This is a genomic window from Burkholderia mayonis, assembly GCF_001523745.2.
GTDB lineage: Bacteria > Pseudomonadota > Gammaproteobacteria > Burkholderiales > Burkholderiaceae > Burkholderia > Burkholderia mayonis.
This window is the reverse complement of the sequence record NZ_CP013387.1, coordinates 178,342-192,486: the sequence shown is the minus strand read 5'-3', so window position 1 is coordinate 192,486 and position 14,145 is coordinate 178,342. Positions and strand designations below refer to the sequence as shown.

The following is a 14,145-nucleotide window of genomic DNA, read 5'->3' as shown; positions in this document are numbered from 1 at the left end:
GGAAGCGGCGCAACGGGCGTCGGTCGGCATCGGCATCAATGCAGGATGTCCTGCAAGCGGTAGTACGCGCCGATGAGCGGCAGGAACCATGCATGCCCGAAATGGCCCGGCATCGCCGGCCAGTCGAGCCCGCGCCACGGGTTGCTCGCGGTCGCGCCGTACAGCACGTCCGCCATCACGCGGCCCATATGCACCGACATCTGCACGCCGTGCCCGCTGTAGCCCATCGAGTAATACAGCCCTTCGTGCTGGCCCGCGCGCGGCAGGCGGTCGGCCGTGATGTCGACGAGCCCGCCCCAGCAATAGTCGAGGCGCACGTTCGCGAGCTCGGGAAAATACGCGGCCATTCCCGCGCGCAGGATGTCGCCGCTCTTCGCGTCGGAGCGCGGATTGGACATTGCGAAGCGTGCGCGCCCGCCGAACAGCAGGCGATCGTCGGGCGTCACGCGGAAGTAGTTGCCGATGTGGCGCGTCGTCACGTATGCGCGTCGCTGCGGGAACAAGCGGTCGAGCTGCGCCTTCGGCAGCGGCTCGGTGACGACGATGAAGCTGCCGACCGGCGCGATGCGGCGGCGAAACCACTGGAACGGGCCGAACTGCGACGCGCCCGTCGCGACCAGCACGCGATCGGCGCGGATCGTGCCGCGCGTGCTCGCGATCTCGTAGCGCTCGCCGTCGAGGCGCTTCAGTTGCGTGACGCCCGCGTGCTCGTGGATCCGCGCGCCGTGCGCGACGGCCGCGCGCGCGAGCCCGACGCCAAACTTGCCCATGTGCATCTGCGCGCCCGTGCGCTGCAGCAGGCCGCCGTAGAAACGGTCCGAGCCGACTTCGTCGCGCATCCGCGCGGGCTCGATCAGCTCGACGTTCGGATCGACGTCGCGACGCAGCAGCTCGCAGGTCTTCGCGAGCCCTTCGAAATGCTGCGGCTTCGCGGCGAGCTTCAGCTTGCCGGTACGCAGGAAGTTGCAGTCGATCGCATGCTCGGTGACGATCGAATCGACCGTCGCGACCGCGCTCTCGTAAGCCCGGTAGAACGCCTGCGCGCGCGGCGCGCCGATTCGCGCGACGAGCGCTGCGTAATCCTGCGCGAGCCCCGTGTTGCACTGGCCGCCGTTGCGCCCGGACGCCTCGGCCGCGACCTGCCCCGCTTCGAGCACGACCGCCTGCACGCCGCGCTTCGCGAGTTCGAGCGCGGCCGACAACCCGGTGAATCCGCCGCCGATCACGACGACGTCCGCGCGTCCTTCGACGGGCGCATTGCAGCCTCCGTCGAATGCGGGACGCGTATCCAGCCAGTACGATTCGAGTTTCATCGGTTCCTTCGTACGATTCGCCAACGGTTGCGGACCGGCGTCACACGACGCCGGTCCGCGCCGATCACAGACCGACGACGCCCGCGAGGCCGCCGATGTCCTTGATCTCGGTGTAGCCGTAGAACGGCGTCGACGGCTCGTGGCCGCGCGAGACGAACACTTTGTGCTCGATGCCCATGTCGTGCGCGGACATCAGGTCGTAGCGCAGGCTCGACGACACGTGCAGGATGTCCTCGGGGCCGCAGCCGAGGTTGTCGAGCAGATACTCGAACGCCTGCAGCCGAGGCTTGTACGCCTGCGCCATCTGCGCGGTGTAGACGCGATGGAACGGCGCGCCGAGCTTGTCGACGTTGCGCTGGATCTGGTCGTTCGACGCGTTCGACAGGATCACGAGCGGAATCTCCTTCGCGACCTTCGCGAGTCCTTCCGGCACGTCCGGATGCGGCCCCCACGTCGGCACCGCATCGTAGAACTTCTGCGCTTCGGCATCGTCGTATGCGATGTTCCAGCGCTTGCAGGTCCGGTAGACCGCGTTCTTCACGACGTCCTGGTACGGCTTCCATGCGCCGAGCACTTCGTCGAGCCGGTACGCGGCGAAATCCATGACGAACTGCTCCATGTTCCCGGCGCTCACGCGGCCGGCGAACAGCTCGCGCGCGAGGTCGCCCATCCGGAAGCGCGTCAGCGTGCCGTAGCAATCGAACGTGATGTATTTGGGCTTGAAACGGGTCATGTCCTTGTCCTGTTGTCAGCAAAATCGAACCCGTGCGACGGGGCCATTCGAAACGCGAAAACCATGCGGCGACCGGCGCGAAGCGCGTGCTGGACATTCGTCGTCGCGAAGCTGCGGCGCACCGCGATCACGCTGTCGACTACGCCTGTTGCCAAGCATTTAATCACCTTCAAAAAGCCAAGTTGTCTTGTATTGGCGGTCGCGCAGCATAGAATCCGCCGTTTTTCGCGGCCGGCGCAGCACACTATGCGGCGCGGGTTTCAGGGCCGCGGCGCGGCATTTTTCGATCGCTTTTCAGCGGCGTTTCGGCGGCTTGCCGCCGCTTGCACGCTGCATCGCGGGCGGCGGCAAGCGATGTACAAGCCGCGATCGCGACGCCGGCGCGTGCCGTGGCCACCGTCCAATCACAGAGCGCCGTTCGCCGTCCGCCCCGCATCACGCGTGCTCGCCAAAATCGATCAGCACGCTCTTCACGCGCAGATTCGCCTCGTACGCCTGCCGCCCGAGATCCTTGCCGATTCCCGAGTGCTTGTAGCCGCCCGTCGGTATCACGAAATCCGCGGTGCGGCCGTAGCGATTGATCCATACCGTGCCCGCCTCGATTCCGCGCATCATCCGCAGCGCACGGCTCACGTCGGCCGTATGCACGCCCGCCGCCAGCCCGTATTTGTCGTGCGCGGCGAGCGCGAGCGCTTCTTCTTCGCCATCGAACGTCTGTACGGTCAGCACCGGCCCGAAGATCTCCTCGCGCACCGCTTCCGCCTGCGGCGTCACGCCCGTCAGGATCGTCGGCGCGTAGAATGCGCCGTCGCCCGCGAGTTCGATCCACGCGCCGCCCGTCGCCGCGTGCGCGCCGCCGTCGAGCGTCCGCTGCACGATGCCGTCGATCCGCTGTAGCTGCGGCATCGAGATGATCGGCGGCAGCGTCGTGCCGCGCGCCCACGTCGCGCCCGCCCGCAGCTCGGCGAACGCGGCCGCGACCGCGCCGACGAAGCGCGCCTCGACCTTGCGCTCGACGATGAGCCGCGAGCCCGCGACGCACACCTGCCCCGCATTGCCCGCGATCGCCGCCGCGACGCGACGCGCGACGCGCTCGAGATCCGGCGCGTCGGCGAACACGAGCTGCGGGCTCTTGCCGCCCAATTCGAGCGTCACGGGCTTCGTGCCGTGCTGCGCGCACGCGGTCATGATCGCGGCGCCCGTCTGGCTCGATCCGGTGAACGTCACTTTGGACACCTTCGGATGCCGGCACAGCGCGTCGCCTGTCGTGCGGCCATCGCCGTGCACGACGTTGAAGATGCCGGGCGGAATGCCCGCTTCGATCGCGAGCTCGGCGAACCGCACCGACGAGAACGGTGTCAGCTCCGACGGCTTCAGCACGACCGCGTTGCCGGCGGCGAGCGCCGGCGCGACCTTCCACGAAGCCATCACGAGCGGAAAATTCCACGGCGCGATCGCGCCGACGACGCCGTACGGCTCGGCGATCGTCATCCCGAGATGGTCGGTGCGCGTCGCCGCGACTTCGCCGCCGACGCGGTCCGCGTATTCGCTGAAGAAGCGAATTCCTTCGGCGGTGAACGGCACGTCCCAGCGCGCGGCATCGGCGATCGGGCGCGTCGAGCCGACCGCTTCGAGCGGCGCGAGCGTCGCGACGTCCGCCTCGATCAGATCGGCCCAGCGACGCATCGCACGCGCGCGCTCGCGCGGCGCGCGGCGCGCCCAGTCGCTCGTCCTGAACGCGCGCCACGCATCTTCGACCGCCTGGTCGACGAGCGATGCGTCCGCCGCCGGCAGCGCCGAATAGACGACGCCGTCCGACGGCCGCTTGACGTCGATGACGCCCGGGCCGTCGACATGCCGGCCGCCGATGAAATGCGCGCTGCGTACCGCGACGCGCGCCGGATCGAAACTATCCATCGTGTGTGTTCCTGAAACGTAGGGAAAGGGAGCGGCGAGGCGCGCGGCGACACGCTTCGCCGTGCCCGGCGGCGTCGCGACCTCCCGCCGCAAGCGACACAGGCAATGCGAACGCCTCGTGCGATGCGAACCGGAGCCGCGTCGCGACCGCCGCCTCGCGCCACGCCCGCGACGCAGTGCACGCGGCCCGCCTCATGCATTCCCGGCGCGCGGCGCGGCCCATCGCGTCACGCCGCCCGCGTCAGTTGCGGATACGCGCGGCACAGCTCCGCGAACAGCACGTCGACGATCTCGCCGCCGCCGTCCCCGCAGCCGTACGGATCCACCGCGATGCGCGCGTCGAGCGCATCGAACAAGCGATGCTTGATGAAGTAGCGCCACGGCACCGGCACGCCGGTGAGGATGCGCGTGAGCGCCGCGTAGCGCGCGCGAGTCCACTTCGCCTCGAATGCTTCGCGGTACGTACCGAACGAAAACGCCGGCGCGAATTCGCCCGCGAGCCGTTCGCGCGCCGCATCGCGCAACGCGGCGGTCTGCTCGACGTCGACCTCGTCGCCGTCGAGCGCGACGCCGTACACGTCGCGCGCGACATCGGCGCTCACATAGCCGCGCAGCACGTCGTCGCGAACCTTCGCCGGCTCGCGGTCGATCGGCCGGCCGTAGCCGCCCGCGCCCGCGCCGACGAGCCGGATCACGTCGCCGGGCGCGCACACGACGAGATCGTTGTTGTCGAGCGCTTCCGCTTGCGGCGTGTCGGGATTGCGTGTGAAGCGCGCGTTGCCGCCCGGCAGTCCGCCATCGAGGCCCCACGACGCGAAGCGCGTGCGGTCGCGATTGCGCGCGGTCACGAGCGTGTTCGGCGCGAACACCTGGAACTCCATCACGAGCCCCTGCCCGCCGCGATACTGGCCCGCGCCGCCCGAGCCCGGCGCGACGCCGTAGCGCGTGATCCGGATCGGCACCTCGGCCTCGTTGATCTCGACCGGTGTGTTGCGCAGGAACGCGTTGTTCGCGCCGGAGCCGTCCTCGCCGTCGTCGGTCGCGCTGCCGCCCGCGCCGCCGCCGATCGGTCCGATCGACGCCATCACGGTTTCGCCTTCGCGGCTCATCGTCTTCACGCTGAGGATCGACAGCCCGCCCGCCGGGCAAGCGGCGAGACGCTCGGGCACCGCGCGCGCGAATGCGCCGAACGTCAGCAGATGCAGCAGCTTGCACGTGAGGCTGCGCATGCCGACCGCGGCGGGCGGCGCCGCGTTGACGACCGAGCCTTCGGGCAGCACGCAGCGCGCGACGCGCAGCATCCCGGTGTTCAACAGGATGTCGGGATTGAGCGTGTACAGCACGTAGACGAGGCCGACGAGCGCGAGCGCATGCCGTTCGTGGCCGCCTGTCGGCATGTTCAGCGACGACTGCAGTTGCGGATCGCTGCCCGAGTAGTCCATCTCGACTTCGCCGCCGCGGATGCGCGCGGTCAGCGCGACGCGCATCGGCTTGCCGTTTACCGAATCCTCGTCCGCGTATTCGGCGAAGCCGTAGTCGCCGTCGGGGATGCCGCGCAGGATCGTGCGCGCCTGTTCCTCGGAATAGTCGAGCAGCGCGCGCATCCCGGCCTTGAAGCCGTCGAGGCCGAAACGCTCGACGATCTCCAGCACGCGCCGCTCGCCCGTGTGCAGCGACGCGAGCTGCGCGAGCAAGTCGCCGACGTTCTGCTCGGGCGCGCGCACATTCGTCGCCATGATCCGCACGAGCGCGTCGTCGACGACGCCCGCGCGCGCGATCTTGCACGGCGGAAAGCGCACGCCTTCCTGCTGGATCTCGGTCAGCGTACGCGACAGCGAAGCCGGGACCGCGCCGCCCATGTCGGTGTTGTGGATGTGCCCGCCGACGAAGCAGACGATCTCGTCTCCGTAATACACGGGCTTCCAGATCACGATGTCGGGCGTGTGCGTCGCGACGAAGCCGCTGTACGCATCGTTCGTCATGCAGACGTCGCCCGGCGCGTAATCGTCGATCATCCGGATCACCGAGCCGTAGTCGAGCCCGACGTACCACGTCGCGCCGAGCGTCTTCGGTGACGCGAACGTGAGCCCGTCCGGCGTCATGATCGCGCACGAGAAATCTTCGGTTTCCTTCACGAACGTCGAATGCGCGGTCCGCACGAGCGTGTACGCCATGCTTTCCGCCGCCGAGACGCAATAGTTCGCGAAAATCTGCAGCACCGATTTGTCGAGTTGCATTGCGTCCTCCGGATCAGCTCGCACGGTTCAGGATCAGTTGGCCGAGCGCGTCGACGCGGGCCCGGTAGCCGGGCAGCACGGTCGTCGTGCAGTCGTCCTGCGCGATCACGGCCGGGCCGTCGAAGCGCTGGCCCGCCTTCAGGTCGCGGCGCAGATAGAGCGCCGCGTCGTGGAATGCGCCGTTCATGAACACGCGGATCGTGTTCGCGGGCGTCGGCGGCGCGTCGCTCGCGTCGACGGGCTTCAGCGCCGGCTTCGGCGTCGCGGCCGAGATCACGAGCCGCAGCGCGACGACCTGCACGCGCGCCGACGCATCGCTGTGGCCGTACAGGCGCGCGTGCTCGCGATCGAACGCGTCGCGCAGCGGCGCCGGATCGTCGCCGTGCAGCCAGCCGAGCTCGAGCGGCGTGTCGATCTCGAACGACTGGCCCTTGTAGCGCATGTCGGCCGACACCACGATCCGCGCGTCGCGATCGTCGCCGATCTGCCCGACGATCCATCTGCGCGCCGCGCGTTCGAGCGCGCGCGCGTCCGCGCCGAGTTGCGCGAGCGACGCCGCGTCGAGGTCGTAGTAAGTCGTCTTCACGAAGTCGTTGCGCGTATCGGCGATCAGGCCGCCCAGCGCGCTCAGCACGCCCGGCGCGGCCGGCACGACGATCTCGTCGATGCCGATCGCACGCGCGAAGTGGCACGCGAGCATCGGCCCCGCGCCGCCGAACGGCAGCAGCGCGAACGCGCGCGGATCGATCCCGAAGCGCGACACGATCCGGCTCACGCCCGCATACATTCCCGACACCGCGACGTCGACGATCGCCTCGGCGGTCCGGTATGCGTCGCTGCCGAGCCGCGCGGCGAGCGCGTCGATCGCGCGATGCGCGGCCGCGCGATCGACCTTCACCGAGTCGTAGCCGAGACTCGCGTTGCCGATCACGCCGAGCACGACGAACGCGTCGGTGATCGTCGCGCGCGTGCCGCCGCGCCCGTAGCAGACGGGGCCCGGATTCGAGCCGGCGCTGTCCGGGCCAACCTTCAGCACGCCGAAATCGTCGACCCAGGCGATCGAACCGCCGCCGTCGCCGATCGACGACACGGACACCGAAGGAATGTGAATCTGGAAGTCGCCGATGTATTCGCCGGTCGCGTACTGCGGCTCGCCGTCGACGATCAGCGCGACGTCGGCGGTCGTCCCGCCGATGTCGAGGCTCATGCAGCGCGGCAGACCGCTCTGCTTCGCGACGTATGCCGCGCCGATCACGCCGGACGCGGTGCCGGACAGGATCATCTGCACGCAGTTGGTCTTGCCCGCTTCGGCGCTCATCACGCCGCCGTTCGATTTCGTGACCTTCATGTCGCACGAAACGCCCGTCTCGGCGAGCGCGCGCTGCAGCGAGCCGAGATAGTGCGACACCTTCGGCTGCACATAGCCGCCGATCACCGCGGTCAACGTGCGCTCGTACTCGCGGATGATCGGCCACACGTCGGACGAGCACGACACGAAGAAGCCCGGCATCTCACGCTCGACGATCCCCTTCACCGCGTGCTCGTGCGCTGGATTGCGATACGAATGCAGCAGCGCGATGACGACGCCGTCGCACTTCGCGCGCCGCAGCCGCGCGATCGCGTCGAGCACGCTCGATTCTTCGACTGGCGTCTCGATGCTGCCGTCCGCCGCGAGCCGCTCGATCACGCCGAACACGCGCTCGCGCGGCACGAGCGGCGCGGGCCGCTTCGACAGCAGGTTGTACATGTCGGGGCCTTTCAGCCGCGCGAGGTCGAGCACGTCCTCGAAGTGGCGCGTCGTGACGAGACCGAGCCGCAGGCCCTTGCGCTGCACGACCGCGTTGACGCCGACCGTCGTGCCGTGCGTGAAGTACGCGACATCGCGCGGCGCGATCCCGTAGCGCTCGCCGAGCGACGCCATCCCGCACAGCACTTCGCTGCCGGGACTGTCCGGCCGCGAAAACACCTTCAGCGTCTTCAGTTCGCCCGTCGCGTCGTCGAGTACCGCGAAATCGGCGAACGAGCCGCCGATGTCCACCCCGATTCTGATTCCCACGAAGATTCCTTGCTCATTGATGCCCGGCAGGCGCGGCCCGCCGGGCGACAGGAAAGACCACCCGAAGCCGCGCTTCAGGACGCGCCGCCCTCATCACGAGCGCCCCGCGGGCGCGAGCGCCGCCTTCGCGGGCGGCGCCTGGAAACGGATCAGGTCGGCCTCGCTGCGATGGCAGAGCACCTGCGCGCCGTTGTCGAGCGTGCGCAGCGACGGCGTCGCCTGATTGCAGACGCCGTCGATCCGCACCGCGCAGCGCGACAGGAACGAGCACAGCTCCGGGTTGCCGGCAGAGGGACCGATCGGCGCGAGCGGACGGCGGCAGCGCTCGGTCGCGTCGTCGAGCCAGCCCGCGCGCAGCTCGGGCGCGGACGACACGAGCAGATGCGAATACGGATGGAACGGCGGCGCGCACAGCGCCTCGCGGCTGCCCGTCTCGACGCGCTGGCCCGCGTACAGCACGACGATGTCGTCGCTGATCGCGCGCACCTTCGCGATGTCGTGCGTGATGAACAGGTAGGACACGCCGAGCTTGCGCTGCAGATCGCCCAGCAGGTCCATGATCGCCGCGCCGACGACCGTGTCGAGCGCGGACGTCACTTCGTCGCAAAGAATCAGCTCCGGCTCGGCGGCGAGCGCGCGCGCGAGGTTCACGCGCTGCTTCTGTCCGCCCGACAGCTCGACCGTGCGGCGCGCGGCGATCGACGCCGGCAGCCGCACGAGCTCGAGCAGCTCGGCGACGCGCCGCCGCGCGCGCTCGCCCTTCATCCCGTGATAGAACGCGAGCGGCCGCGCGAGCGTGCGCTCGACCGTATGCACCGGATTGAGCGCCGTGTCCGCGTTCTGGAACACGATCTGGATGCGCCGGTATTGCTCCTTCGTGCGGCGGCCCAGGTCGCTCGGCAACGGTTCGCCGTCGAGCAGCAGTTGCCCGCCCGCGGCCGGCACGAGGCCCGCGATCACCTTCGCGAGCGTCGTCTTGCCGGAGCCCGATTCGCCGATCACGCCGACCGTCTGCCCGCGGCCGATGCTCAGATCGACGTCGTCGAGAATCGTCTTCGCCGGCCGGCCGTTGCCGTCCTTGCGGCCGTAGCCGGCGGTCACGCGGCGCACTTCGAGGAGCGGGCCCGCGTCGGCTTTCGCCTGCGCGGCCGCGCGCTCGAAATCGGTCGGCGTCACCGCCGCGATCAGGCTCTGCGTATACGGATGCGCGGGCGCGTGCAGGATCTGCTCGGTGTCGCCGATCTCGCGGATCCGGCCGTCGCTCAGCACGACGATGCGGTCCGCCATCTGCGCGACGACTGCGAGATCGTGCGACACGTACACGGCCGTCATCCCGCATTGCCGGATCACGCGCTTGAACGCCTGCAGCACGTCGATCTGCGTCGTCACGTCGAGCGCGGTGGTCGGCTCGTCGAGGATCACGAGCTCAGGATCGGTGATCAGCGCCATCGCGGCCATCAGCCGCTGCAGTTGCCCGCCCGACACCTGGTGCGGATAGCGCGCGCCGATCTTCTCCGGCTCGGGCAGCGCGAGTGCACGGAACAGTTCGACCGCTTTCGCCCCGGCGGCGCGCCGCGTCATCGTCTTGTGGATCAGCGCGCTCTCGATCACCTGATCGAGGATCGTGCGCACCGGGTTGAACGCGGCGGCCGCGCTCTGCGCGATGTACGCGACCTTGCGGCCGCGCAGCGACGCGAGCGCCTTGTCCGACAAGGCTCGCACGTCGGCGTCGCCGATGCGGACCGCACCGCCCGCGATCCGGCAGCCGCTTCGCGCATGGCCCATCAGCGACAGCGCGATCGTCGTCTTGCCGGAACCGGATTCGCCGATCAGCGCGAGCACTTCGCCGCGCCGCACGTCGAAGTCGACGCCGTGCACGATCGTCGTGACGGGCTCGCCCGGGCGGCCGACGACGACGCGCAGCCCGCGCACCTCGACGAGATTGTCGCGATCGACGTTCATTCAGTATTCTCCTGCGGCGCCTGCCGCGTCGCTGCGGCGGCCGCGATGCGGCAGGCCGTCGATCAGCAGGTTCACGCCGACCGTCAGGATCGCGATCGCGAGCGCCGGCATGATGACGACGGGCGAGCCTTCGCCGAGCCCGGCGATGTTCTCCCGCACGAGTGAGCCGAGATCCGCGTACGGCGGCTGCACGCCGAGGCCGAGGAAGCTCAGGCCGCTCAGCAGCAGCACGACGAACGTGAAGCGCAGGCCCGTATCGGCGAGCATCGGGTGGATCATGTTCGGCAGCATCTCGACGCACGCGATGTAGGCCGGGCGCTCGCCGCGCGCCCGCGCGACCTGCACGTATTCGTACGTGCTGATGTTGAGCGCGAGCGAGCGCGCGATCCGGTACGAGCCGGGCATGTAGCTGATCGCGGCCGTCAGGATCAGGAGCGGCAGCGACGAGCCGAACGCCGCGACGAGCATCAGCGCGAACATCTTCGACGGAATCGACGTGATCGCGTCGAGCAGGCGGCTCATCGTCTCGTCGACCGCACGGCCCGCGACCGTCGCGAACAGGCCGAGCGACGTGCCGGTGATCGCGGCGAGTAGCGCCGCGGCGAGCGCGAGCAGCACGGTCAGGCGCGTACCGTAGACGATGCGGCTCAGCATGTCGCGGCCGAGGTAGTCGGAGCCGAGCGGCAGCTTCGCGCTGAAGGGAGCGAACACGTCGGTCGACACGATCGAGCCGACCGAATGCGGCGCGAGCCACGGCGCGAACACCGCGACGAAGAGCGCGATGCTCACCATCGCGAGACCGACCCAGCCGCCTTTCGACAGCCGCAGCCGCGCGGCGAATGGCTTGCGCGCGGCGCGCGAGGCGGGCGCGCCGGACGGCGCGCCGCCGCTCCACGACGGCTCGCGGCCGTCGGCGGGGGTGGCGCTGCTGCGTTGAATCAGATCGGCGTGGTTCATGGGCCGCGTCTCCGTCGAAAGGGGTCCGGGATTCGTCATGTCCGCAGCTTCGGATTCGAGACGATCGAGCACAGGTCGGCGAGCAGCACGAGCACGAGATAGCCGAAGCAGAAGATCATCGTGCACGCCTGGACGAGCGGGAAATCGCGGTTCGCGACCGCGTCGACCATCAGGCTCGCGAGGCCCGGATAGTTGAAGATCGTCTCGACGACGATCACGCCGCCGAGCAGATACGACAGGCTCAGCGCGACCGCATTGGCGATCGGACCGATCGCGTTCGGCAACGCGTGGCGCAGCACGACGCGCGCGGGGCTCGCGCCCTTGAGCATTGCCATCTCGACGTACGACGCGCCGAGCTGCTCGATCACGGCCGCGCGCGTCATCCGCGCCATCTGCGCGATCACGACCGCGCACAGCGTGAGCACCGGCATCGCATACGCGCGCAGGACGTGATCGACGCTGTCGATCTCGCCGTTGTACGACAGCGCGGACAGCCAGTGCAGCTTGACCGCGAGCACGAGCACCGCGACCGTCGCGATCAGGAACTCGGGCGTCGCGACGAGCGACAGCGTGCCGAGGCTCACGATCCGATCGATCACGGTCTCGCGTTTCACCGCCGCGAGAATGCCGAGCACGAGCGCGACCGGCACCGACAACGCCGTCGTGATCGCGGCGAGCGTCAGCGACTTCGGCAGCCGCCCGTCGATCATCTCGGCGACGGGCAGCCCGCTCGACAGTGACTTGCCGAAATCGCCGTGCAGCACCTGCGCGAGCCAGTGGCCGTAGCGCAGATGGACCGGCTGATCGAGGCCGAACTGCAGGCGCAGCGCGGCGACCGTCTCCGGCGTCGCCGACTGGCCGAGCGCCGCCTGCGCGGCGTCGCCCGGCAGCAGGTTCGTGATCGCGAATATGATCACCGACACGATCAGCAGCGTGAGCGCCGTCAGCGCGATCCGCTTGCCGATCAACTCGACTATGGTCTGGTTCATCTGCGGGGCCTCTTCGAAACGACGCGGGCCGGGCCCGGGAGCGATGCGCGCCCGGCGCCCGGCGATGCCGGCTCCATCACGTGCGCATCACGCTTCCCACCAGACGTGCTCGGCGAACTGGAAGCCCATCAGCGCGCCCGTCGGGATCGAGCCGAGGCCCTTCAGGCGCTTGTCGTGCGCATCGAGCATGCTGATGAACGCCGGAATGCCGATCCCGCCCTGCTCGGCGACGAGCGCCTGCATCTCGCCGTACATCTGCTTGCGCTTCGCTTCGTCGGTTTCCGAGCGCGCGGCGAGCAGCAGCTGGTCGAACTTCGGGTTCTTCCAGCCCGACTCGTTCCACGTCGCATCCGACTTGAAGAACTGCGTGAACAGCACGTCGGCGCTCGAGCGCGGATTGATGCTGCCGAAGCCGAGCGGATGCTTCATCCAGTGGTTCGACCAGTATCCGTCGGCGGGCACGCGGTTCACCGTCAGGTTCACGCCGATCTTCGCCGCCGTCTGCTGCAGCAGCACGGCCATCTCGACCGAGCCGTTCGCGTCGGTCGTCGCATAGAGGGGCGGCAGCGTCGTGCCGATCGCACCCGCCTTCTGGAAATGGAACTTCGCGCGGTCGAGGTCGAACGGCCGCTGCGCCAGCGACGCGTTGAAGTAGCGATGCCCCGGCGGAATCGGCTGGTCGTTCGCAACCACCGAGTAGCCGCGGAACACGGCCGAGCGGATCTGCTCGCGATCGAACAGGTACTTCATCCCGTTGACGAAATCCATGTTGCCCGTCATCGCGCTGTCGCGGCGCAGGATCAAGTCGGTGTAAAGGCCCGACTTCGTCTCCTTCACCGCATAGCCCGCCGTCGACGCGACTCGCTGCGTCGCGCGCGGATCGACGCCGTTGATCAGCTGCACGTCGCCCGACAAGAGCGCGTTCACGCGCGCGGCCGCGTCGCCGATGCCGATCAGCTCGATCTGGTCGAGGTACGGCGCGCCCGACTTCCAGTAGCCGTCGTTGCGCGCGCCGACCGTCGACACGCCCGGCTTGAACGACTTCAGCTTGTACGGGCCCGTGCCGATCGCCTGCGAGAAATCGGTCGTGCCGTCCTTGACGATCACGAACTGCGGCGTCGCGAGGATCACCGGCAGGTCGGCGTTCGCGTTGTCGAGCGTCAGCGTGACCTCGTTCGGGCCGGTCGCCTTGATGTCGGCGAACTGGTCGGCGAGCGACTTCACCTTCGACGCGGTCGCCGCGTTCTTGTGGCGCATCAGCGAGTAGACGACGTCCGCGGGCGCGAGCGGCTTGCCGTCGTGGAACGTCACGCCGCGGCGCAGCTTGACGACCCAGGTCTTCGCATCCTTCGTCTGCACCGATTCGGCGATGTTCGGCTGCGGCGTCAGGCTCTCGTCGAGCTGCGTCAGGCCGCTGTAGAACAGGAAGAAACGGATGTAATCGGCGCCCGTCGAGCCCTTCGCCGGATCGAGCGTGTCGGCGGTCGAGCTCGCGTCGTACGCGACGCGGATCTTGCCGCCGCGCTTCGGCGCCGGAGCGGCGAACGCGGATTTCGCGCCGGCCAGCAACCCGCCTGCGGCACCCGTCGCCAACACGCCCCCCGCGGCCATCACACGCATCATGTCGCGGCGCGTGAAACCGCCATGTTTGATTTCGTCGCTCATCCGAACAGCTCCTAACAATGAGAAGGTTGATCCTGGGTGTCCAGCAGTTTCTTGTTCCGACGTATGGTCCGGGTCCGCCTGCTGGTGCCGGTTCCCGCGATGCGCGCTTCAAAACGATTTAAGCATCGAAAAAAATGCCGATTGTCGCGATTCGACGCGCCTTGACGACATGATTCGACCGTTTTAGGTGGTCAGCGCAGCACGATTTGCTGCGCGTCCGCGAAAACCCCGGCGGCGAGCGGCGTTCCGGCGACGCCGGTTTGACGCGTCACGTCCTGGCGAAAATCGTAAAGGGGCGCGCGTCCCGGCAATCGTC

General features: G+C 68.9%; 9 protein-coding genes. All 9 read right to left on the bottom strand.

The window, feature by feature from the left end; all coding sequences use genetic code 11:
- Positions 1-35: 35 nt before the first annotated feature.
- Positions 36-1,313 (bottom strand): NAD(P)/FAD-dependent oxidoreductase, encoded by a 1,278-nt coding sequence (locus WS70_RS19505; RefSeq protein ID WP_059598125.1) that lies wholly within the window; start codon positions 1,311-1,313, stop codon positions 36-38.
- 64 nt (positions 1,314-1,377) lie between these two features.
- A complete protein-coding gene (locus WS70_RS19500; RefSeq protein WP_059470267.1) occupies positions 1,378-2,046 on the bottom strand; it encodes a haloacid dehalogenase type II in 669 nt (222 codons plus the stop codon).
- Positions 2,047-2,481: 435 nt separating this feature from the next.
- Positions 2,482-3,963: an aldehyde dehydrogenase family protein gene (locus WS70_RS19495; RefSeq protein WP_059598124.1), complete on the bottom strand. Its 1,482-nt coding sequence runs from the start codon at positions 3,961-3,963 to the stop codon at positions 2,482-2,484.
- A gap of 227 nt (positions 3,964-4,190) precedes the next feature.
- Positions 4,191-6,200: a hydantoinase B/oxoprolinase family protein gene (locus WS70_RS19490; protein ID WP_059598123.1), complete on the bottom strand. Its 2,010-nt coding sequence runs from the start codon at positions 6,198-6,200 to the stop codon at positions 4,191-4,193.
- Positions 6,201-6,213: 13 nt separating this feature from the next.
- Complete coding sequence (locus WS70_RS19485) at positions 6,214-8,256, bottom strand: hydantoinase/oxoprolinase family protein (protein WP_059598122.1); 2,043 nt, start codon at positions 8,254-8,256, stop codon at positions 6,214-6,216.
- 93 nt (positions 8,257-8,349) lie between these two features.
- A complete protein-coding gene (locus tag WS70_RS19480) occupies positions 8,350-10,218 on the bottom strand; it encodes an ABC transporter ATP-binding protein (protein WP_059598121.1) in 1,869 nt (622 codons plus the stop codon).
- Positions 10,219-11,175, bottom strand: a complete 957-nt coding sequence (locus tag WS70_RS19475; RefSeq protein WP_059598120.1) for an ABC transporter permease — start codon at positions 11,173-11,175, stop codon at positions 10,219-10,221.
- 35 nt (positions 11,176-11,210) lie between these two features.
- Complete coding sequence (locus WS70_RS19470) at positions 11,211-12,164, bottom strand: ABC transporter permease (protein ID WP_059470273.1); 954 nt, start codon at positions 12,162-12,164, stop codon at positions 11,211-11,213.
- Positions 12,165-12,251: 87 nt separating this feature from the next.
- A complete protein-coding gene (locus WS70_RS19465) occupies positions 12,252-13,829 on the bottom strand; it encodes an ABC transporter substrate-binding protein (RefSeq protein ID WP_059470274.1) in 1,578 nt (525 codons plus the stop codon).
- Positions 13,830-14,145 lie beyond the last annotated feature (316 nt).

What these genes read in the sequence shown, in the direction of transcription:
- WS70_RS19505 (WP_059598125.1), bottom strand. Translation starts at nt 1,313, where the DNA reads ATGAAACTCGAATCGTACTGGCTGGATACGCGTCCCGCATTCGACGGA.
- WS70_RS19500 (WP_059470267.1), bottom strand. Translation starts at nt 2,046, where the DNA reads ATGACCCGTTTCAAGCCCAAATACATCACGTTCGATTGCTACGGCACG.
- WS70_RS19495 (WP_059598124.1), bottom strand. Translation starts at nt 3,963, where the DNA reads ATGGATAGTTTCGATCCGGCGCGCGTCGCGGTACGCAGCGCGCATTTC.
- WS70_RS19490 (WP_059598123.1), bottom strand. Translation starts at nt 6,200, where the DNA reads ATGCAACTCGACAAATCGGTGCTGCAGATTTTCGCGAACTATTGCGTC.
- WS70_RS19480 (WP_059598121.1), bottom strand. Translation starts at nt 10,218, where the DNA reads ATGAACGTCGATCGCGACAATCTCGTCGAGGTGCGCGGGCTGCGCGTC.
- WS70_RS19475 (WP_059598120.1), bottom strand. Translation starts at nt 11,175, where the DNA reads ATGAACCACGCCGATCTGATTCAACGCAGCAGCGCCACCCCCGCCGAC.
- WS70_RS19470 (WP_059470273.1), bottom strand. Translation starts at nt 12,164, where the DNA reads ATGAACCAGACCATAGTCGAGTTGATCGGCAAGCGGATCGCGCTGACG.
- WS70_RS19465 (WP_059470274.1), bottom strand. Translation starts at nt 13,829, where the DNA reads ATGAGCGACGAAATCAAACATGGCGGTTTCACGCGCCGCGACATGATG.